Origin of the sequence: Ornithinimicrobium cryptoxanthini, from assembly GCF_023923205.1 — a bacterium.
GTDB classification, from domain to species: domain Bacteria; phylum Actinomycetota; class Actinomycetes; order Actinomycetales; family Dermatophilaceae; genus Ornithinicoccus; species Ornithinicoccus cryptoxanthini.
Genome location: NZ_CP099490.1, coordinates 1419154 through 1440814 on the forward strand (window position 1 = coordinate 1419154; position 21661 = coordinate 1440814).

Annotated in this window: 19 protein-coding genes; 10 read left to right on the forward strand and 9 right to left on the reverse strand. The window is 70.8% G+C overall.

The features are described 5' to 3' along the window. Positions 1-92: 92 nt before the first annotated feature. From NF557_RS06615 to NF557_RS06635, 5 genes are all read left to right on the forward strand, one after another. Complete coding sequence (locus NF557_RS06615; protein ID WP_252622843.1) at positions 93-491, forward strand: DUF6504 family protein; 399 nt, start codon at positions 93-95, stop codon at positions 489-491. 10 nt (positions 492-501) lie between these two features. Then, positions 502-1026: an SAV_6107 family HEPN domain-containing protein gene (locus NF557_RS06620; RefSeq protein WP_252622845.1), complete on the forward strand. Its 525-nt coding sequence runs from the start codon at positions 502-504 to the stop codon at positions 1024-1026. 5 nt (positions 1027-1031) lie between these two features. Further along, positions 1032-5012 (forward strand): DNA polymerase III subunit alpha, encoded by a 3981-nt coding sequence (locus NF557_RS06625; RefSeq protein ID WP_252623974.1) that lies wholly within the window; start codon positions 1032-1034, stop codon positions 5010-5012. A gap of 29 nt (positions 5013-5041) precedes the next feature. Next, positions 5042-6307 carry a DNA polymerase IV gene (gene dinB, locus NF557_RS06630; RefSeq protein WP_252623984.1) on the forward strand — a complete coding sequence of 422 codons (1266 nt, stop codon included), beginning with the start codon at positions 5042-5044 and terminating at the stop codon, positions 6305-6307. 179 nt (positions 6308-6486) lie between these two features. Next, complete coding sequence (locus NF557_RS06635) at positions 6487-6897, forward strand: DUF3040 domain-containing protein (protein ID WP_252622847.1); 411 nt, start codon at positions 6487-6489, stop codon at positions 6895-6897. A 73-nt stretch (positions 6898-6970) separates the two neighbouring features. Here the strand turns inward: NF557_RS06635 and NF557_RS06640 are convergent, their stop codons facing one another. Then, positions 6971-8221 (reverse strand): aspartate aminotransferase family protein, encoded by a 1251-nt coding sequence (locus tag NF557_RS06640; protein ID WP_252622852.1) that lies wholly within the window; start codon positions 8219-8221, stop codon positions 6971-6973. Between the two features lie 75 nt (positions 8222-8296). On the opposite strand from NF557_RS06640, the gene NF557_RS06645 reads away from it, so the two are divergent. Continuing rightward, complete coding sequence (locus tag NF557_RS06645; RefSeq protein WP_252622854.1) at positions 8297-9793, forward strand: NAD-dependent succinate-semialdehyde dehydrogenase; 1497 nt, start codon at positions 8297-8299, stop codon at positions 9791-9793. 94 nt (positions 9794-9887) lie between these two features. Here NF557_RS06645 and NF557_RS06650 read toward each other — a convergent pair whose 3' ends face one another. The 6 genes from NF557_RS06650 to NF557_RS06675 form a co-directional block, all read right to left on the reverse strand. Next, positions 9888-10577, reverse strand: coding sequence for a GntR family transcriptional regulator (locus tag NF557_RS06650; RefSeq protein WP_252622856.1), 690 nt, complete (start codon positions 10575-10577; stop codon positions 9888-9890). Next, positions 10574-11320 (reverse strand): maleate cis-trans isomerase family protein, encoded by a 747-nt coding sequence (locus NF557_RS06655; protein WP_252622858.1) that lies wholly within the window; start codon positions 11318-11320, stop codon positions 10574-10576. Before NF557_RS06655 ends, NF557_RS06650 begins: the two co-directional genes overlap by 4 nt. 39 nt (positions 11321-11359) lie before the next feature. After that, positions 11360-12586, reverse strand: a complete 1227-nt coding sequence (locus NF557_RS06660) for a M20 family metallopeptidase (protein ID WP_256855750.1) — start codon at positions 12584-12586, stop codon at positions 11360-11362. 125 nt (positions 12587-12711) lie between these two features. After that, a complete protein-coding gene (locus NF557_RS06665; RefSeq protein ID WP_252623985.1) occupies positions 12712-13899 on the reverse strand; it encodes an aminotransferase-like domain-containing protein in 1188 nt (395 codons plus the stop codon). Positions 13900-14009: 110 nt separating this feature from the next. Then, positions 14010-15263 carry a M24 family metallopeptidase gene (locus NF557_RS06670; RefSeq protein WP_252622861.1) on the reverse strand — a complete coding sequence of 418 codons (1254 nt, stop codon included), beginning with the start codon at positions 15261-15263 and terminating at the stop codon, positions 14010-14012. After that, positions 15260-16099: a maleate cis-trans isomerase family protein gene (locus tag NF557_RS06675; protein WP_252622864.1), complete on the reverse strand. Its 840-nt coding sequence runs from the start codon at positions 16097-16099 to the stop codon at positions 15260-15262. Before NF557_RS06675 ends, NF557_RS06670 begins: the two co-directional genes overlap by 4 nt. Positions 16100-16163: 64 nt before the next feature. On the opposite strand from NF557_RS06675, the gene NF557_RS06680 reads away from it, so the two are divergent. From NF557_RS06680 to NF557_RS06695, 4 genes are all read left to right on the forward strand, one after another. After that, a complete protein-coding gene (locus NF557_RS06680; protein ID WP_252622866.1) occupies positions 16164-17162 on the forward strand; it encodes a D-2-hydroxyacid dehydrogenase in 999 nt (332 codons plus the stop codon). Then, positions 17159-18655, forward strand: a complete 1497-nt coding sequence (locus NF557_RS06685; RefSeq protein ID WP_252622868.1) for an amidase — start codon at positions 17159-17161, stop codon at positions 18653-18655. Before NF557_RS06680 ends, NF557_RS06685 begins: the two co-directional genes overlap by 4 nt. Before the next feature lie 2 nt (positions 18656-18657). After that, a complete protein-coding gene (locus tag NF557_RS06690; RefSeq protein ID WP_252622870.1) occupies positions 18658-19170 on the forward strand; it encodes a DUF3830 family protein in 513 nt (170 codons plus the stop codon). Positions 19171-19263: 93 nt separating this feature from the next. Further along, positions 19264-20664, forward strand: a complete 1401-nt coding sequence (locus NF557_RS06695) for an MFS transporter (protein WP_252622872.1) — start codon at positions 19264-19266, stop codon at positions 20662-20664. Between the two features lie 25 nt (positions 20665-20689). On the opposite strand, the gene NF557_RS06700 is transcribed toward NF557_RS06695, so the two are convergent. Beyond that, positions 20690-21172, reverse strand: coding sequence for a DUF456 domain-containing protein (locus tag NF557_RS06700; RefSeq protein WP_252622873.1), 483 nt, complete (start codon positions 21170-21172; stop codon positions 20690-20692). Between the two features lie 115 nt (positions 21173-21287). Next, the gene (locus NF557_RS06705; protein ID WP_252622875.1) at positions 21288-21521 is read right to left on the reverse strand and encodes a DUF7455 domain-containing protein; all 234 of its coding nucleotides are present in this window, start codon (positions 21519-21521) and stop codon (positions 21288-21290) included. Positions 21522-21661 lie beyond the last annotated feature (140 nt).

Genomic DNA, 21661 nt, shown 5'->3' on the forward strand with positions numbered 1-21661 from the left:
TGGGGTTGACACACTGTCGGTGGGTAGTCGTACATTTGTCCTATCGAACAAGGATTCGATAACTGGAGTGCGACGAGCAGTGGAGGTGGGCGATGAGCCGACGGTATGCCGACCCGGTCGAGGTGCGGGTGGGCGAGCCGCAGATCGGGCTGCGGCCGGCGATGCCGGCCGGGGTCGATATCGCCGCCGTGCCCACCGCGTTCATCTGGCGCGGGCGGCTGCACATCGTGCAGGTGGTGCTCGATCACTGGACCCAGCGCCTGCCCTGGTGGCGGGGGTCGGTCGACGGCCCGACAGCGGATGACCCGACTGCTGGTGGCCCGGCCGCTGATGGCGGGGCCGCTGGTGGTGGGGCGGTCGAGGAGACGCAGTTCCCAGAGCTGGAGCGCCAGGTGTGGCGGGTGGAGGCCAGCGCCGGCCGACTGATGCAGACAGGGGTCTACGACCTGACCAAGGACGACCGGTGGCGCCTGGTGCGCGTCGCCGACTGAAGGAGGAGCGATGACCACCATGAGCACGCACAAGCCCACGATGAGCACACACCCGATCGGGGGCCCGCACACGAAGGGGTCCCAGGGGGCGGGGTCCCAGGGGGCGGGGCCTCAGGCTGCGCCGCCGTCGGCGAGCACCGTGCTGGACCTGCTCGACCGGTCCCGCGCCGGACTGGTCCAGGCCTGCCACAGCCAGAGCGCCGCGCAGCGTTACACCGAGGCCCACCTGGCTGCCCTGCGGGCCGCGGCCGCCCTGGTCGCTGCCCGCACCCCGGTCAGCGGCCGGTCCCGGCCACGCAGCGTGTGGGAGGTGTTGCCGGGGCTGGCGCCAGAACTGCGGGAGTGGGCCGTCTTCTTCGCCTCGAGCGGGCGTCGCCGGTTGGCGCTCGAGCGGGGCACCGCCATGGTCAGTCCGCGGGAAGCCGATGACCTGGTCCGCCAGTGCGAGAGCTTCGTGGAGCTGGTGCGCGGCGCGCTGCACCTGCCGTTCGCTGAGCCGCTGCCCAGCGAGCTGACCCCCACCACCCCCTGGTGATGGCGATGGGGTCGGAGTTTGCGCACCTGCACGTCGCCTCCAGCTTCTCGATGCGTTATGGCGCGTCGACGCCCGAGGCGCTGGTGGAGCGCGCCGTCGAGCTGGGGCAGTCGACGCTGGGGCTGACCGACCGGGACGGTGCCTACGGGGCCGTCCGGTTTGCTCAGGCGTGTGCCCGCGCCGAGGTCTCTGCGGTGCTGGGGGTCGACCTGGCTGTCGTCGAGCCACCGGTCATGGGGCCCGGTGCCAGGTCCGGCGCCGGGCACGGAGGTCGGGTGTCGCAGTTCCCGGACCGGCCGCTGGATGCCCGCATCCAGGCTGCGGGGGTCCGCTGGACGGGGGCCGATGCGCTCGATGGGGGTCGTCCCAGCCGGGCTCAGCCGGTCAAGGGCGGGGCGCTGGTGGACGATCAGCACCCACGGGTGACCGTGCTGGCCCGCGGGCAGGGCGCGGGGCTGGAGCCCGGCACCGGGTGGTCGCGGCTCTGCCGGCTGATCACCCACACCCACCTGGCCGGCGAGCGGGGCAGCCCCCGGACCAACCGAGCGCTGCTGGCCCGCGCTGCGGCGCCGGTGGGCGGGCCGGGGGAGCAGGTCGCGCCGGTCGTGGTGCTGCTCGGACCCGACTCTGACGTGGGTCGGGCCCTGCTGCGTCGCAGGGTCGGGCTGGCCCGTGACTTGTTGCGCAGCTGGATGAGCACGCTGCCGGCTGGGTCGCTGGCCATCGAGGTGGTCTGTCACGGTGGTCCGGAGGGCACCCCAGCCAGTCTGCAGCACGCCGCACGGTTGTGGTCCCTGGCGCTGGAGGCCGGGCTCCCGGCGGTGCTCACCGCGGCGGTGCGGCACGCGGAGCCGGGCCAGGGCCGGGTCGTCGACATCCTGGACGCAGCTCGGCGCATGGTCGCGCTGGACGAGCGTCACCTGGACCGGGTCAGCACCGCTGGGCACCTGGCCGGGTCCGGGGTGATGCACGCGGTCGCCGAGCGGGTCGCCGAGGCGGTCGGACCGACGGTGCGTGCGGCGGATCTGCTCGCCGCGACCGCGGCGCTGGCCCGGGAGTGTGTGCAGAGCCCGCGCAGCGACCTGGGCATCGGCGATGTCCACCTGCCCGAGCCCGAGGTGGTCGGGGTCAGCGGCACCGGCCAGGCCCAGCAGGTCCTCACCGAGCGGGTCCGCGCGGCGGTCAACGTTCGCTATCCAGGCCATCCCTCGGCATACCTCAGCCAGGTGCACGACCGGCTCGACGAGGAGCTGAGGGTCATCGCGGGGCTGGGCTACCCGACCTACTTCCTGACCGTCGCGGCCGTGTGCGACCTGATCCGTGAGGCAGGGGTGCGGGTGGCCGCGCGCGGGTCCGGGGCCGGCAGCATCGTCAACTATCTGCTCGGCATCAGCGGCGTCGACCCGATCCGGCACGACCTGCTGATGGAGCGGTTCTGCTCACCGCTGCGGGCCCAGCTGCCCGACATCGACATCGACGTGGAGTCCGCCCGGCGCACCGAGATCTATGAGCGCATCCTGGAGCGGTTCGGCTCCGAGCGGGTCACCTGTGTGTCGATGATGGAGACCTACCGGGTGCGCCACGCGATCCGCGATGTCGCCGCCACCCTGGGCATGCCGCCGGGGGAGATCGACGTGATCGCCAAGGCCTTCCCGCACATCCGGGCCCGCGACGCACGGGCGGCGGTGCGGGACCTGCCGGAGCTGCGACGGCACGGGTTTGACGCCCCGCGGATGCAGATGCTGTTCGAGATGGTCGAGAGCCTGGACGGGCTGCCCCGGCACATCGCGCTGCACCCGTGCGGGGTGATCCTGTCCAACACCACCCTGCTGGATCGCACCCCGGTGGAGGCCAGCTGGCTGGGGTTCCCGATGAGCCAGTTCGACAAGGACGACGTCGAGGACCTCGGGCTGCTCAAGCTCGACGTGCTGGGCATCCGCATGCAGTCCGCGATGTCCCACGCGGTCGCCGAGGTCGAGCGGGTCGACGGCGTGCAGATCGACCTGGACGACCAGGGGCAGGTGCCCTATGACGACACCGAGACGTTCTCGCTGATCAAGTCGGCCCGCACGCTGGGGTGCTTCCAGATCGAGTCACCGGGCCAGCGTGAGCTGATCGGCAAGTTCGGGCCCGAGACGTTCGGCGACATCATCATCGACATCTCCCTGTTCCGCCCCGGGCCGGTCAAGTCCGACATGGTCCGGCCGTTCCTCAACGCGCGGCAGGGCTGGTCGGAACCGGAATACCTCCACCCCTCGCTGGCGCCCTACCTGGAGGACACCGCCGGTGTCGTGGTCTTCCACGAGCAGGTGCTGCAGCTGGTCGCCGAGACCACCGGTGTCACCCTCGCGCAGGCCGACGAGGTGCGTCGTGCCCTGGGGACTCCGCAGGGGCAGGCGCAGGTCGAGTCATGGTGGCGACCGGCGGCCGCCGCCCGGGGCTACTCACCCCAGGATGTCAACGCGATCTGGGACGTGCTGGCGGCGTTTGCCTCATTCGGGTTCTGCAAGGCGCACGCGGCGGCGTTCGCGGTCCCGACGTTCCACTCCGCCTGGCTCAAGACCCACCACACCGCGGCTTTCCTGGCGGGGGTGCTGACCCACGACCCGGGGATGTATCCCAAGCGCCTCATCCTCGAGGAGGCCCGCGCCATGGGCGTGCACATCCTCGGGTTGGACGTCAACGCCTCAGGAGAGACCTATCTCCTGGAGCGGGTGAGCCACGAGGCAGACGGTCCCGGCTGGGGACCGCCGTCGACCGATCGCCCCGTCCGGGCGGGACGTGCCGACATCGTCGACCAGCACCTGGCCGAGGTGGAGGAGCGGGCCTCCGGCTATGGCATCAGGCTGTCGCTGGCCGAGGTCAAGGGCATCAGCGGCGACGAGGTCGCCAGGGTTGTGGCCGGTCAGCCCTATCACTCGCTCGCCGACCTGTGGCAGCGGGCCAGGATCAGTCGCCCGGTGGTCGAGCGGCTCGTGCTGGCCGGTGGCTTCGACCAGCTGCACGGGGTGGGCAGCGCCCGGTCCACCACGCTGCGACACGGACCGACCCGCCGGGACCTGCTGCTGCACGTCGCTGAGCTCGACCGGTGGAGTCGTCCCGGGGCAACCAGGGGGCGTGCGCGGACCCGCACGGTGTCTCCCACGCTGCCCGCCGCCCGGTCGTCGGCTGTCCCGTCGTCGGCTGTCCCGTCGTCTGCTGCCCCGTCGTCTGCTGCGGGGGAGGTCGCGGCCCGCGCCGGGGCACAGGCCAGGGGAGCGCGGACCTGGCACCCACGAGTGGTGGACCCGACCCAGCTGACCCTGGACCTGGGCGACGAGCCGGTGCTGCGCAGCGGCAGCGGGCTGCCTGAGATGACCCCGCAGGAGCAGATGCTGGCCGAGCTGGAGGTGCTCGGCATGGACGTCAGCTCCCACGTGACCACCACCTACCAGCCGATGCTGCAGGCGCTTCGGGTGGTCCCGGCCAACCAGCTGCTTGGGCAGCGCAACAACAGCGAGGTGCTGATCGCGGGAGCGAAGGTCGCGACCCAGACCCCGCCGATCCGCTCGGGTCGCAGGGTGGTCTTCCTGACCCTGGAGGACGGCAGCGGTCCCAGCGACGCCACCTTCTTCGAGGACGTGCAGGGTCCGTTTGCCGAGACGGTCTTCCACTCCTTCCTGCTGGTCGTGCGTGGCATCACCCGGCGCACGGGGCCACGCGGCATCTCGGTGCGGGCCACCGGCGCCTGGGAGATGACGGCGCTCGGTCGCGCCTTCGAGACCGGTGGCAGTGAGGCGGTCCGAGAGCTGATGGAGTCCATCGAGCACGACGCCGTGACCGGCGCAGAACACGCCGAGGCCGAGGCACGAGGCAAGGACACCGTGCGGGGGCGCCGGGTGCTGCTGCACGCCTCCGGTTTCAAGCAGTCGCCCTATGCCGACACCAAACCCGCTGGCCCCGGCAGCAAGCTGTGGCACTCCAGCCCGGGCAGCCCAGGGTGGTGAGCCCGACGAGCACTGTGCCCCTCGCGACGATGCCTCCTGGTGGACTCGACGACCGTGGCTGCTCGATCCTGCACGTCGACATGGACGCCTTCTATGCCTCCGCGTCGCTGATCGACCGTCCCGAGCTGGTCGGGCGGCCGGTCGTCATCGGCGGCGGGATGCGCAGCGTGGTGCTGTCGGCCACCTACGAGGCCCGGGCCTACGGCATACGGTCCGGGATCCCGATGGCCAGGGCGCGCCGGTTGTGCCCGCAGGCCGAGATCGTCCGGCCGGACTACGACCGTTACAGCCGGATCTCCGATGCGGTGATGGCGATCTTCTCCGAGGTGACCCACCAGGTCGAGCCGGTCTCGATGGAGGAGGCGTTCCTGGACGTCTCCACGGCCCGACGGCGGCTGGGGGGCCCGGCGCAGATCGGGCAGTGGATCCGGGATACCGTCGCCGACGAGCAGGGCATCACCTGCTCGGTCGGTGGGGCGCCCACCAAGGTCGTCGCCAAGATGGCCTCCCAGGCGGCCAAGCCGGACGGGATGCTCATGCTGCCGCCGCACAGGGTGGTGGAGTTCCTGCACCCGCTGCCGGTCGGAGCGCTGTGGGGCGTGGGGGAGAGCACCGAGGCTGCGCTGCACCGGCTCGGGCTGCGCACGGTCGCCGACATCGCGCACCTGCCGTTCGTGACGCTGAGCCGAGCCATGGGTGCCACCAGCGCGGCGCACCTGCAGGCCCTGGCCTGGGGTCATGACTCCGGTCGGGTCACTCCCGCGCGGACCGAGCGCAGCGTCGGATCCTCCGGGACCTTCCACCAGGACGTCGACGACCCGGCCGTGATCCGGCGTCAGCTGTTGCGCCTCAGTGACCGCAGCGCCACCAGGATGCGGCACTCCGGGCTGCTGGCTCGCACCGTGGTGCTCACCGTCCGGTTCTCCGACTTCACCACCATCACCCGGTCCCGCACGCTGCGGGAGAGCACCGATGTCACTCGCGACATCTTCGGTGCCGCGACTGCGCTGTATGCCGCGCTCGGGCTCCAGCGCGCCCGGATCCGGTTGCTGGGTGTGCGGCTGGAGAGCCTCACCGACGCGGCAGAGACGCCGGTGCAGGGCAGGCTGGATGAGCCGGAGCACGGGTGGCGTGATGCGGAGCGGGCGGTGGACCGGGCCGTTGCCCGTTTTGGCAGCGGCGCAGTGCGTCCCGCAAGTCTGGTTGTCCAGGGCGAGACTCGAGGAGACTGGACCCAGGACGAAGGTGGTGCCGACCCGCCGAGGGGGCAGATAGGTCGGGTTCACAGCTCCTGACCGCAGCGCCCGGCCGGCTCAGGGAAACCTTTTTGGACTGCCGCGCGTATTGACGGTATGGACCCGGCTACCGTTCCGACGCATCCCGGCCTATCCTAGATAGAGGACGCCGTCATCGGTGGCGCGCGTCACCCACCACCCCCAGTGGTGGCCAGAAGTCGACCGTCAGGGAGGTCACCGTGCCGCTCTCCGAGCACGAGCAACGAGTCCTTGAGCAGATGGAGCAGGCGCTCTATGCCGAGGATCCGCGATTTGCGACGTCCCTGGTTGGCAAGACCGAGGCCCGCGCCAAGCGGCGTCGCGCCGCGCTCGGGCTGCTCATCGCGGTCGGTGGCCTCGGGTTGGTCCTCCTGGCCGTCTCCTCGCAGCAGATCTGGGTGGGTGGCATCGGTTTTGCCGCCATGGTCGCCGGCGGTGTCTGGGCGATGACCTCTCCGCGTCACAAGGGCGCCACACTCGGGACCGTGGACGCCGAGGGCAACGTCACCCTCAAGACCAAGTCCGGCCCCGGCAACGCGGCCAAGCAGAAGGGCATCGTCGACAAGTTTGAGCAGCGCTGGGACAAGCGCCGCGAGGAGGGCCCGTTCTAGCAGCACCCGCCACATCGCACGAGCACAGAAAGCCCCCGCCACCGGCGGGGGCTCTCGTGTGTTGGCCGACCCCTCAGAGCGCCGCCGCGACGGTCTGGGACCACACCTGCGCCGCCTCGTCGACCTGCTCCTCGGTGACCACGAGGGCTGGGATCATCCGGACCACCTGACCCCAGGCGCCGCAGGTCAGCAGCAGCAGCCCGTTCTCTGCGGCGGCCTGCTGGACCCGGGTGGCCGCAGCGCCGTCGGGCTTGCCGTCGGCATCGCGGAACTCGGTGCCCAGCATCAGGCCCAGGCCGCGCACGCCCGCGATGGCGTCGTGCTGGCCGGCGACCTCCTCGAGGGCGGCCCGCAACTGCTTGCCACGCTGGTCCGCGTTCTCGACCAGGTGCTCGTCACGGATCACCTCGAGGGTGGCCAGGGCCGCGGCGCACGCGACCGCGTTGGCGCCGTACGTGCCGCCCTGGGAGCCCGGCCAGGCCTTGCTCATCAGCTCCTCGGAGGCGGCGATGGCCGACAGCGGGAAGCCCGAGGCGATGCCCTTGGCTGTGATCAGGATGTCGGCGGTGGCGTCGAAGTGCTCGTGCGCCCAGAAGCGCCCGGTGCGGCCCCAACCGGTCTGCACCTCGTCCAGGATCAGGAGGATCCCGTGCCGCTCCGCCCGTTCACGCAGTCCGGCCAGGAACTCCGTGGTCGCCGGGACGTAGCCGCCCTCACCGAGGACAGGCTCGACCAGGAAGGCGGCGGTGTCCTCGGGGCTGGTCAGTGTCTGCAGGGTGTAGTCCAGCTGCCGGAGGGCGAACTCGGTGGTCTCCTCCTGCGACCAGCCGTAGTGGCTGGGGTCGGGGAAGGGGGTGACGGTGACCCCGGCCATCAGCGGTGCGAACCCGGAGCGGAACTTTGTCCCCGATGTCGTCAGCGACGCTGCCGCGACCGTCCGCCCGTGGAACCCGCCGTGGAAGACGACCACGTTGGGGCGCCCGGTCGCCTGACGAGCGAGCCGGAGCGCGGCCTCGACCGCCTCCGAGCCGGAGTTGGCAAAGAAGACCCGGTCCAGCCCCTGGGGCAGGACCTCACCAAGACGCTCGGTCAGGTCCAGCAGCGGGCGGTGCATGACGGTCGTGTACTGCGCATGGATGATCTTGGCGATCTGCTCCTGCGCGGCGGCCACGATCCTCGGGTGGCTGTGACCGGTGCTGGTGACCCCGATGCCGGCGGTAAAGTCCAGATATCGGCGATCATCCTCGTCCCAGAGAAGAGCACCCTCACCGCGAGCAGCGATCACTGGGGTGGCCTGTTTGAGGATGGGGGACAGCGCGACCATCGGAGCCTCCTGACTCTTGATAGATTGTCGACAATCTTGCCTTGCGAGCGTAGCGCAGAACCTGGAGGTGGTTCGATGAGCCCGACGAGCACGACGTCACCGACATCCGAAGCGACCCATGACGAGCAACGGGTGCTGGACGCCGTCCCGCGTCAGCTGTTCATCGACGGTCAGTGGAGCGATGCCACCGCTGGTGCCACCTTCGAGGTCCTCGACCCCTCGACAGGACAGGCGATCGCCTCCGTGGCGGACGCGACGGCGGAGGACGGGATGCGTGCCATGGACGCCGCCGTGAGCGCACAGGCCGACTTCGCCGCCACCTCGCCGCAGCAGCGCTACGACTGGTTGATGGGCGCGTTCCACCTGTTGCACGAGCGGATCGATGACCTGGCCCTGCTGATGACGCTGGAGATGGGCAAGCCGCTGGCGGAGTCCAGGGGAGAGATCACCTATGCAGCCGAGTTCCTGCGCCACTTCGCAGGCGAGGCGCTGCGCGTCCAGGGCGGCTACCAGCGCTCACCGGCCGGCAACGCCCGGTTCCTGATCACCCGCCAGCCGGTGGGCCCGAGCTTGCTGATCACACCGTGGAACTTCCCGATGGCCATGGGGACCCGCAAGATCGCCCCTGCCATCGCGGCCGGGTGCACCAGCGTGATCAAGCCGGCCCAGCAGACGCCGCTGTCGATGCTGGCCTTCATCGACATCCTGCGCGAGGTGGGTCTGCCGTCCGGCGTGGTCAACGCGGTCACCACCTCCGACTCCGGCGGGGTGATGGAGCCGTTGATCCGCTCCGGCAAGGCCCGCAAGCTCTCGTTCACCGGCTCGACCAAGGTCGGCAAGATTCTGCTGGAGCAGTGCGCCGAGAAGGTGCTCCGCACCTCGATGGAACTGGGTGGCAACGCCCCGTTCCTCGTCTTCGAGGACGCTGACGTGGATGCTGCGGTGGAGGGTGCGCTCGCGGCCAAGATGCGCAACATGGGGGAGGCCTGCACGGCTGCCAACCGCATCTATGTGCACGAGAGCGTCATCGAGGAGTTCGGCTCGCGGCTCGCTGAGGCTATGGCGGCACTGCCGGTCGGGCGCGGCACCGGTGAAGGCGTGCGGGTGGGCCCGTTGATCGACCAGGACGCCCAGGACAAGGTCACCACCCTGGTCGCGGACGCCGTGGACCGGGGCGCGCAGGTGCTCACCGGTGGGTCAGCACCCGAGGGTGAGGGCTACTTCTTCACCCCGACCGTGCTCACCGGGGTGTCGACCGATGCCCGGATGGCCTCGGAGGAGATTTTTGGGCCGGTCGCGCCGCTGACGCCGTTCAGCACTGAGGACGAGGCGGTGGCGGCAGCCAACGACACCCCGTTCGGGCTGGTCTCCTACGTCTACACCACCAACCTCCAGCGTGCGCTGCGGGTGGCGGAGGCTCTGGAGAGCGGCATGGTCGGACTCAACCAGGGCGTGGTCTCCAACCCGGCGGCCCCCTTCGGCGGCATCAAGGAGTCCGGGCTCGGGCGAGAGGGCGGCTCCGTCGGCCTCGACGAGTTCCTCGAGATCAAGTATGTCGGGATCGCCATGTGAGCACGCCGCCTCCCGTGCAGTTGGCCGGATAGTTCGCGCGGAACCCGGACCTCGTGTGAAGGATGCGTGCAGTTGGACGGGTCGTTCGCGCGGCTCAGCCGATGGTGCCGGTCGCCGTGGTCGTCCCACTGAGTCGCTCAACGGCATCCTGCATGTGCGCGACGATCAGCCGGTCGGTGATCGCGGGGTCTCCCTCGGCGAAGGACCGGGCGATCGCCTCGTGCTCCCCGACCCGGGTCTCCGGGACCGTGTAGGTCGCCGCGAGCGCGTGGATGCACATCCGCGTCTCGGTCAGCAGGGTGTCGTGAATCCTGTGCAGCCGAGGGCTCTGCGCCGCGTCCACGAGGGTGCGGTGGAAGGCGATGTCGGCGTTGGTGAACGCCGCCGTGTCGCGCGCGTGCGCCGCACGCGCCATGTCTGCGGTGATGCCGAGCAGGTCGACCGCGGCCGACCCGGGGTCGAGCCGGTGGACCTGGGCGGCAGCGGTCCGCTCGACTGCCTCTCGCGCGAGATACATGTCGGCGACGTTCTCGGGGGTCATCTCAATGACAAACAGGCCACGGTTGCGGATCGAGATGAGCAGTCCCTCCTGGGTCAGGCGCTGCAGCCCCTCGCGCAGCGGACCACGGCTGACGCCCAGCTGGCTGGCATAGGCGGCCTCGCCGAGCTGACTGCCCGGTGCGATCTGCCCGCTGGCGATGGCCTCGCGCACCCGGGAGGCGATCATGCTGGGAGTCGACTCCTGGGGCAGTGGTTCGACCTGTCCCGGATCGGCCTTGCTCATGACGACGTCCGGGTGGGGACAAAGAGGGCTCCGAGTCCGGGCAGCCGCGGCACCGGCCCGAGGAGCCGCAACCCCTCGTGGACCGTCACCTGGTTGGCGGTGAGCACCGGCATCCCGGCCGTGCCTTCCAGGTCCTCGATCCAGGACAGAGTGTGCATCGCGGTGTCCGGCACCAGGACCGCCTGGGCGTCGCGGCGTTCTGCCCCCTCCACGATCGCCATCACCTGCTCGCGCCCGAGGGTCCCCACCTCGGCCGCCGTCACGATGTCGTGACTGCCCATCGCGGTCACCTCGATGCCGCCCCGCCTCAGGAACGTCACGAAGTGCTCGGCCACATCGTGCGGATAGGACGCCGCGACCGCCACCCGCTCCGCGCCCAGCGACCGACAGGCCTGGACGAAGGCCAGCGAGGTCGAGGAGGTGGGCAGTCCGGTCAGGTCACTGAGGGCCGCCACCTGCTCGTGCGCCCCGTCCCAGCCGAAGACGAAGCTGCCGCTGGTGCAGGCCCACATCAGGGCATCGAGTGAGTGCCTCTCCTGCAGGCTGCGGGCACCCTCCGCCAGCCGGTCGGTGCCACCGAGGTCCAGCAGGGCGTCCACCCGGTGGGCATCCTCACCGACCGAGGTGTGGACCAGCGGCAGCCGCAGCTCGGCGTCCGGCGCGTCCTGGCGCAGACGCGTCTCCAGACGGGGGTAGTCGTCCTCGGCGCTGTGGCCGGGATACAACAGTCCGATGGTGGCCATGAGCCGCCTCCTGGGGCGCGAGTCAGATTGTCGACAATACTAGGCTGCCGGGCCACCCAGGAGGCGCAGCGCGGCCAGCGCATAGCAGCGCGCCGCCACCACCAGCTCGTCCACGCCGACGGACTCGTCCGCGCGGTGTGCCTGGACATTGACCGAGCCCGGGCCGAGCACCAGCACCGGCACGTCCCACCGCTGCGCCACGTGGCCCCCGTCGCAGGACGCCGTCCAGCCACCCAACGGTTGGCCCGGTCCACCGGCCGCGTCCAGGGCAGCGTCGACGAGGCTCACGAAAGGGTCCTCGGGCGCCGTCTCAAACCCGGGCATGTCCATCGGCGACTCCACCGACCAGGTCAGCCCCCGGTCCTCGAGCCCGAGGGTCGCCACGCGCTCCCGCACTCCGGCCAGCATGGAGGCGCCGCTCTCACCCGGCATCAGCCGGCGGTCGACCTCGATCCGGCACTCGGCCGGGACGACGCTGCCACCGGTGCCACCGGCGACCACCCCGACGTTGAACGTCGGCGCGCCCACCAACGGGTGCGGGTCGGCGGCATACTCGTGGTGCCAGCGCTCCAGGTCGCTGATGATCGTGGCGGCACCATAGATCGCGTTGCGCCCGTCGTCCGGGCGCCCGGCGTGCGCTGCCTGCCCCTGCACCGAGATCGACAGATAGCTGGCCCCGCGTGCCGCGATGATCGTCTGCAGGTCGGTGGGCTCGGCGACGATGCACCCCAGCAGCGCGGGGTGGCTCCGGGCGACCCAGTCCTGCACGCCCAGCCCGTTCTGCTCCTCGTCCATCAGCGCGACGAGGTGGACCGGGCCGCGGAGCGGCACACCGGCCTGCCGCAGCGCCGACATGGCGATCAACGCGCTGGCCAGACCGCCCTTCATGTCGGTGGCACCTCGGCCGAACAGGCGCCCGTCGTGCAGCACGGCAGCGAACGGGTCGACCGTCCAACCGTCTCCGACCGGGACCACATCCGTGTGCCCCAGCACGAGCAGTCCCGGTGGGGCGTCCTGGTCGGCCCAGTGGGCACCGACCCGGCCGGTGCCCGGCAGGGTCACCGTCACGTTGGGGCGCCCCTCGACCACGTCGTATGCCGTGTGCTCCAGTCCCAGCTCAGCTGCCAGCTCGCCGAGCACGGCAGCCGTGGCTGCCTCCTGGCCCGGCGGGTTCTCGCCGGGTGCCCGCACCAGGCGCTGCGCGGTTGAGACCAGCGCGTCGACCGAGATGAGGTCGAGGACCGCCTGTTCTGCGGCAGTGACGATGGACGACGGCGGCGCTGACGACGATGGCGCTGGCGACGATGGCGCTGGCGACGACGACGGTGACGCTGACGACGCTGACGACGGTGAGGCTGGTGCTGACGCTAGCGACGACGACTCCGGCACGGTCACGCGGTGCTCTCCCGCAACCGGTCGACGGCGGCGCGCAGCCGGGCCACCCCTTCGCGGATCCGGTCCGGTGCCGTCGACGCGAAGCAGAGCCGCAGGTCGTGGGGGAAGCGCTTGGCGGGGGAGAAGGCGTTGCCGGGGATGTAGGCCACGCCCTCCGCCAGGGCCACCTCGAAGAGCGCCTCGGTGTCGACCGGCTGGTCGAAGCTGACCCAGAGGAAGAAGCCGCCCTCGGGGTCGGTCCAGTGCGCCAGGTCGGCGAAGTGCTCGCTGAGCGACTCCTGCATCGCGACCTTGCGGCGCTGGTACTCAGCCCGCTGGGTGACGAGGTGGTCCGCCAGGTGCCCCTCGCGCAGGAACCCGGCCACCAGACGCTGGGCGGGCAGGTTGGTGCAGGTGTCCATCGCCTGCTTGGCGGCGATGAGCAGCGGCTGGAGGCTGGGATCGGCGTCGACCCAGCCCACGCGCAGCCCGGGCGCGATGATCTTGCTGAACGTGCGGACCGAGAAGACCAGCGGGTCACCCTCCGCGAGCTCGTGCAGGGTCGGCACGTCGGTCCCGGCAAAGCGCAGCAGTCCGTAGGGGTCGTCGTCGATGACCACGCTGCCCCACCTCAGGGCCAGCTCGAGCAGGCGGCGCCGGCGCTCCAGGCTCATCGTGGTGCCCGAGGGGTTCTGGAAGGTCGGGACGGTGTAGATCGCCTTGGGCGCCCGACCGGTGCGCTCGACCTCCTGCGCCAGGAACTCCACGTCCATGCCGTCCGTGTCGACCGGCACCTCGAGCAGCTCGGCCTGGTAGGACAGCGCGGTGCCGCTGCCGTTGGTGTAGGTCGGGGACTCGACCACGACGAGGTCACCGGGGTCGACGAAGAGCTTGCAGGCCAGATCAAGCCCCTGCATCCCGCCGGCGGTGATGGTCAGCCGGTCGGCGCTCGTCTCGTCGCTGGTGCCCTCCAGCGCGCGCAGGAGCGCCTCGCGGATGCTCGGGTCACCCTCGGTCGCCGCATAGTCGAAGGCGTCGGCACCCTTGAGCTCGGTCGCCGCGATCTCGGTGAGCACCTCGGTGGGGATCGCCTCGGCCGCCGGACTGCCCATGGCGAAGCGCACGATGTCGTGGGTCTGCGCGGCCAGCAGGGAGGTGCTGGAGTCGATCGGGCTGCCGATCATGTGGCTGGCACGGGCTGCCATCCGGCTCTGCAGGTCGGTGGTGGTCACCTGGATCAGTCCTTTGGTCGGGGTGGGTTGCGTATGTCGTGGGTTGCGTATGTCGTGGGGCGGCGGTCGTCCCAGCGTCTCAGTCAGGGTTTCACCAGCAGCCCCTGGGGGACGTCGGTGAGCAGCGCGTGCCCGGTCGGGGTCAGCAACACCGACTCGGAGGTCTCGTAACCCCAGTTGTCCTGCCACATGCCCAGGATGATGTGGAAGGCCATGCCCGCGGCCAGCGGGGTCTCCTCCTCCGCGCGCAGGCTGACGGTGCGCTCGCCCCAGTCCGGGGGATAGCCGATGCCGATCGAGTAGCCGATCCGTGACTCCTTGAAGAACCCCCGCCGCTCGATGCAGGCGATGAACGCGGCGTGCACCTCGCGCCCGGTCGTGCCGGGGGTGAAGATGTCCAGCGCGGCAGTCAGTCCCTCGGCGACAGCCTCGGAGCAGTCCCGCAGCCGTGGCGTCGGCTCGCCCAGGCTGACGGTGCGTGCCAGCGGGGCGTGATAGCGGTCGTGGACGCCGGCCAGCTCGATGGTCGTGGCCTCGCCGGAGCGCAGCGACTGCTGGCTCCAGGTCAGGTGAGGCGTCCCGGCCGACGCGCCGGTCGGCAGCATCGGCACGATGGCGGGGTAGTCGCCCCCGACCCCTGGTGTGCCGAAGGCCTGGGCGCGCTGGATCTCGGAGACCACCTCATACTGCGGTGCCCCGGCCAGCACGCCCTCGAGGCCGATCGTCATGGCGGCCGTGGCGATCCGACCGGCCAGCAGCAGCTTCGTCTGCTCCTGCGGGCTCTTGATCACCCGCACCCAGTTCACCAGCTCGTGGCTGTCGATGAGCGAGGCCTGCCGGATCCGGCCGTGCAGCGCCAGGAACCCGCGCGGCGAGAAGAAGTGCGCGTCGGTCTCGACGCCGATGACCACCTCGGCCCCGTCCTCGAGCACGCCGATCTCGAGCGCCCGCTCGGTGATCCAGTCCCACGGGTGGATATCGGGTCGGTGCACGTAGTGCTCGGGATAGCCGTGGATCTGCTCCGGGCCCAGACAGCACGTGTGGTGTGCGCCCTGGGCGTCCATCGCGCGGGCAAACAGGTGCGCCGGACCTGCCGCAGGCACGATGATCGCCTGCGGCATATAGAACGACCACGCGTTGTAGCCGGTCAGATAGAAGAGGTTGGCCGGGTCGACCACGACCAGGCTGGCCATGCCGCGCTCGTGCATCAGCTCCTGGACGCGGGCCAGCCGGTCGGCATACTCCGTCAGAGAGAACACACCCTGTGGGTCGGTCTCCTCGGGAGTGGCCTGGTCAGACGCGCCGGGGTAGGGCAGGGCGGGCGAGATCGTGGTCACGACACTCCTTCGGTGATAAGGCGCTGGTCCGGGCCGACCGCCGAGGTGGCGAGCGCGCGCAGCGCCGCCCACATGGTGACCTGGTTTGCGGTGAGCACCGGGATGCCGAGCTCGGCCTCCAACGGTGCGATCACGTCATACGTCGGCAGGTTGGTGCAGGAGACGAAGACCGCCTCGTCCCCGGGCCGGACGCACCGGCGGACCAGGTCGGCGGTCACCCCGTAGGGCACCGTCCAGATCTGCCGGTGCAGGCCCAGGTTGTGGCTGCCGTTGACCTGCACCCCGGCGGAGTCGAGGAAGTGCCGCAGGGCGTCGCCGATCTCGTCGTCGTATGGCGTGGCGACCGACAGGGAGTGGATGTCCAGCGCCTCCAGCGCGGCCAGGAGGGCACCGCTGGTCGTGACCGCTGCCGGGATGCCGGTGCCCAGCAGCGCCTCGACGATCTCGGCCTGACCCAGCTGTCCGCGCACGAAACTGCCTGCGGTGCAGGCATAGACGATGGCGTCGGGCTGGATCTCGACCAGGTCGTGGGCGCGGTCGGCGACCATCGAGGGCACCCCGATGAGACGGGCCTGCTCCAGGCTGACCGGCAGGTCCTCATAGGGCGTGCGGGTCAGGTGCAGGGTGACGTGGTCGGGCACCCACCGCCAGAGCTCTCGGTCCAGCGCGAAGTCATAAGGGGCGACGATGCCGATGCCCAAGCGGCCGATCAGCGCGGCGGTGGGGTGCTGGGACAGGGGTGGAGCAGCGGGCGCTGGGGGAGCGTCCAGGGCGAGGGCATCGGGCAGCTCGGGGCCCCCGGGCACCAGGTGGATGCCATCGTGGTCACGGGTCACGAGGCCATCGTGCCGCCTTTCCCTGATTGTTGACAATCCGACGAACCGTTCGTACCTTGAGCACGTGACTCAGCCGCCCGTGCGGGACGCGGATCTGCCCGTCCTGGCCGTCCTCGGACGCCATGCGGACGACCTCCCCCCGCACCTCGAGCCGCTAGAGGACCGGGTCCAGATCAGGGTCGCCGACGAGGCGGGTCTGGCGGAGGCGGTCCAGGGCGCGCGCGCCCTGTTCTTGTGGGACTTCTTCTCCTCGAGCCTGGAGCAGGTCTGGGAGCACTGCGAGGACCTGGAGTGGGTCCATGTGGCCGCGGCCGGCGTGGACAAGCTGCTCTTCCCGGCGCTGCGTGACTCCCCGGTCGTGGTCACCAACGCTCGTGGCACCTTCGACCGGCCGATCGCCGAGTTCGTCCTGGGTGCGGTGCTGGCCCGGGCCAAGCGGCTGCACGAGAGCGCCGAGCTGCAGCGCCAGCACATCTGGGAGCACCGTGAGACGGCCTCGGTCCAGGGGGCGACCGCGCTGGTGGTGGGCACGGGAGCCATCGCCCGGGAGATCGCGCGGCTGCTGCGCGCGGTCGGCATGCAGGTGCGCGGCGCAGGGCGCCGAGAGCGGGAGCACGACCCGGACCTGGGGACCGTGGTGTCCAGCGCGCACCTGCCCGAGCATGTCGGGTGGGCCGACCACGTCATCAACGCCACCCCCCTGACTGAGCAGACCCGCGGCCTGTTCGACGCCTCGGTCTTCGATGCCATGGCACCGGGCGCGCACTTCGTCAACATCGGCCGCGGCGAGAGCGTGGTGGAGGCGGACCTGGTCGCTGCGCTCGAGGGCCGGCACCTGGGGGGAGCCAGCCTCGACGTCTTCGTGACCGAGCCGCTGCCGCCGCAGTCGCCGCTGTGGGACTGTCCGGGTCTGGTGATCTCGGCGCACCTGTCCGGTGACGTCGTCGGCTGGCGGGACGCCCTGGCCCGTCAGTTCGTGGACAACGCCCTGCGGTGGCTGGACGGGGCCGACCTGCACAACGTGGTGGACAAGGAGCTGGGTTACGTGAGGAGTGCGGGATGACCCCCGGGCAGACGACCGGCCAGGCGGCGGCCACCGACCAGGGTTCTCGCCCTGGCGCTGGGCTGTCGATGCGCTCGGCCACCGAGCTGGTGGCCGGCTTCGCCGACGGGTCGATCGACCCGGTCGCGGTCACGCATGACGCGCTCGCGGCCATCGAGGCCCATGACGAGCAGGTCAACGCGATGGTGCTGGTCGACGCGGAGGGCGCGCTGGAGGCAGCCCGGGCCTCGGCCCGGCGGTGGGAGCAGGGCAGTCCGCTCGGGCCGGCCGACGGCGTGCCGACGACCATCAAGGACATCCTGCTCACCCGGGGCTGGCCCACTCTGCGCGGGAGCCGGCTGATCGAGGAGGCCGGCCCCTGGCCCGACGATGCTCCGGCCGTCGCGCGGCTGCGCGAGAGCGGGTCCGTCCTGCTGGGCAAGAACACCGCCCCCGAGTTCGCCTGGAAGGGCGTGACCGACTCGCTGCGCCACGGGGCGACCGGCAACCCGTGGGGTGCTGAGCTCACCGCGGGTGGTTCCAGCGGTGGCGCTGCTGCCGCGGTCGGGCTGGGGATGGGAGTCTGGGCGCCGGGGACCGACGGCGGCGGGTCGGTGCGGATCCCGGCCTCGTTCACCGGGACGGTCGCGCTCAAAGGCACCTATGGTCGGGTGCCGATGTTCCCCTCCAGCCCGTATGGCACGGTCGCGCACGCCGGCCCGATGACCCGCTCGGTGCGCGACGCGGCGTTCCTGCTCGACATCCTCAGCGGCCCCGACTCCCGCGACTGGTCCGCCGAGGCGCCGCCGACGAGCTCGTTCCTCGAAGGCCTGGACGCCGGGGTGCGCGGTCTGCGGATCGCCTTCTCACCGACCCTCGGCTTCGACGTCACCAACGACCCGGAGGTCGAGGCAGCCGTGCGCGCGGCGGCCGAGATCCTCGCGCGGGCCGGAGCCGAGGTCGAGGAGATCGACCCTGGGATCGACGACCCGGTCGATGCCTTCCACGTGCTGTGGTTCACCGGCGCCGCCAAGGTCCTCGAGGGCTACGGCCCGGGGGCGATCGAGCAGATCGACCCCGGTCTGGCCGAGGCGATCCGCTCCTTCGGGCTCGGCGTCAGCGCCTCGCACTTCCTGGACGCGGTGGCCGTCCGGATGGACCTGGGCAGGACGATGGGGGCCTTCCACGAGACCCATGACGTGCTGCTGACCCCCACCATGCCGATCGCCGCGTTTCCGGTCGGTCAGCCGGCCCCCGACGGGTGGGCCAGCGACCTGTGGACCAGCTGGACGCCATACACCTATCCGTTCAACCTGACGCAGCAACCCGCGCTGTCCGTGCCCTGTGGCTTCACCGCCGACGAGCGACCGGTCGGCCTGCAGGTGGTCGGGGCGCGGCATGCCGACGCGCTCGTGCTCCGGGTGGGGCAGGCCTACGAGGCGCTGACCGACTGGCACCGTTGCGTCCCGACCCTGTTGCGGCACAACGCGACCGACACCCACCACCAGGAGTGAGCATGCCCCGCTACATCACGGTCAGCCTGGACTCGCGCGGCGTGAGCTGCACCGCCCGCCTCCTCGAGGAGGCAGCCCCCCGCACCTGCGCCGCCGTCTGGGACGCACTGCCGCTGAGCTCTGCGGTCTTCCACGGCAAATACGCCCGCAACGAGATCTATGCGCTCTTCCCGGCCTTCGCCCCGCAGGACCCGGGCAAGGAGAACACCACGATCACGCCCTTCACCGGAGACCTGTGCTGGTTCAGCTTCAGCGGCGACGACCTCGGCAACCCGGCCTATGGCTATGAGACCGAGGAGGAGCACCGGGCCAGTGGGGGACTGGTCGACCTGGCGCTGTTCTATGGCCGCAACAACCTGTTGATCAACGGCGACCAGGGGTGGGTGCCCGGCAACGTCTTCGGCGAGGTGGTCGAGGGCATGGAGGCCATGGCGGCCGCCTGCCAGGACGTCTGGATGGGCGGGGCCCGCGGCGAGACGCTGACCTTTGCCCGGGCAGAGGAGCCCGCCCTCTGAGATAGGCCGCGAAGGGCTCCCCACGATGTGAGCCTCACCACGTGCGGTCCTCTGGCATGGTCCTGGTGACGGCGCGTGCGGTTCACTGTGCGAATGACCTCAGCGACGCCGTCGTCCTCTGAAGCGCTCACCCGGCCCGAGAGGTTGGACCGGCTGCCGTTCACCCGCAAGCACGGGCGACTGGTCCTCGGCTCCGGCATCGGCTGGGCGCTGGACGCCATGGACGTCGGCCTGATCTCCTTCATCATGGCCGCGCTGATCGGCCAGTGGGCGCTGTCCCCGACGGAGGTCAGCTGGCTGGGGTCCATCGGCTTCGTCGGGATGGCCCTGGGCGCCTCTCTCGGCGGCCTGCTCGCCGACCGCATCGGCCGGCGGTCCGTCTTTGCGCTGACGCTGCTGGTCTATGGCCTGGCCACCGGAGCCTCCGCGCTCGCCGGTGGGCTGGCCGTGCTGCTGGTGCTGCGCTTCATCGTCGGTCTGGGACTGGGCGCCGAGCTGCCGGTGGCCTCGACGCTGGTCAGCGAGTTCGCGCCCGCCAAGATCCGCGGGCGGATGGTCGTCATCCTCGAGGCGTTCTGGGCGGTGGGCTGGCTGCTCGCCGCGCTCATCGCCTATTTTGTGGTGCCGCTGTCCGACGACGGGTGGCGCTGGGCGTTTGCGCTCGGGGTGGTCCCCGCCCTCTATGCCGTCGTCGTGCGCCGCGGGCTGCCCGAGTCCGTCCGCTTCCTGGAGGCCAAGGGCCGCCACGCCGAGGCTGAGGCCGTGGTGCGTGACTTTGAGGAGTCGGCCGGCGTGGCGGCACCCATGCAGCAGGCGCCGGCGCAGGAGTCACCCGGCCTCACGTCATACGACTCAGGGCCGCAGGGCGGCGAGAGCACGGCAACCACGACGGCTGCCCAGCCGGGCCTCGGTGACCTGTTCGGCGCGGTGCTGCGGCGTCGCACGACCGCCCTGTGGGTGACCTGGTTCGGCGTGAACTTCGCCTACTACGGGGCCTTCATCTGGATCCCCTCGCTGCTGTTCACCGAGGGCTTCACACTGGTCAAGTCCTTCCAGTTCACGCTGATCATCACGCTCGCCCAGCTGCCGGGCTATGCGCTCGCGGCGGTCCTGATCGAGGTCTGGGGCCGACGCGCGACGCTGGCCACCTTCCTGGCTGCCTCAGCGGTGTCGGCGGTTGCGTTCGGGCAGGCCGAGTCCGACACGACGCTGCTGGTGGCCGGGTGTGCGTTGTCGATGGCCAACCTGGGTGCCTGGGGCGCGTTGTATGCCGTGACGCCAGAGGTCTATCCCACCCAGGTCCGTGCGACCGGAGCCGGCTGGGCTGCGGCCTTCGGACGGATAGCCTCGATCATCGCCCCGCTGCTGGTGCCGGTGCTGCACCGGGCCGGGGGCCTGGGGCTGATCTTTGCGGTGCTCGGCGCGGCGTTCCTGATGGCCATGGTGGCCGCCCTGTTCCTGCCGGAGATGACCGGCGAGGAGCTGGTGGACTAGCGGCGGTCACCGCCACGGCGCTCCATCAGGTCCAGAAGATGACCGCGGCGACCCAGAGACCGATGATGATGACGGCGGTCGCGCCCTCGATCAGGATGTTGAGGCCGACCGCCTTGAGAGCATGCTTGGTGGCGCTCCACGCCTGCGCGTGGCCGCCGCGGCGCCCCCGCTCGACCAGGTAGATCCCGAGCGGGAAGCCGATCAGGGCCCCCACCACGGGGATGAGGAAGGCGCACACGATCGCCACCAGCACGCCGATGACCAGGGTCGAGGTCCGCACCCCAGCCCGACGCATCCGCTTGCCGGGGATGAGGAACTCCAGCACCATGCACGCGAGGAAGAGGGCGATCGAGATGCCCATCACCCACCAGGCGGCCTCGTGCTGCAGCTCGAAGGCCCAGATCACGACACCGACCAGGATGAGCAGCAGGCCGGGCAGCACCGGGATGACGATCCCGATCAGGCCCACGACCATGAGTGCGGCGACGATCCACTCGACGGCTGACATGCGACTCCTTGCTGGCGTGGCGACGCCCGCGGTTAACGTCGCCCGCGGACGACAAACGACCGATAGCCCTCCGGCTACCGGTCGTTAGTGTCTCAGGTGCGGGTTGACCCCGCGCTCACTCCGCGCCCAGGGGCTCCGGGGCGCCTGCGGGCTCGTGCAGGCGGTGGCTCTCGTCCTGGATGCGCACGTCGTCGCCGAGGTCACGCAGCTTCTCGATGTGCTTGCGCCCGTGGTGGGCGCAGAAGAGGAGCTCGAGGCCATCGCCAAGCGTCGCTCGGATGTATGCCTGGGCGCCGCAGCGGTCGCAGCGGTCAGACACCGTCAGTTCGGGTGCAAGGGTCGTGTTCACGTCGATCTCCCTAACTCTCGTCGCAACGCCTCGTCTGTCACTGATCACAACAGTCAAGCACGCAGTCCTGTTCCTGTGACGCTCAAACGCCGTCCACGGTTGCTTTTCCGCTATCGGCACAACGGGTGCGCAACCGGCTC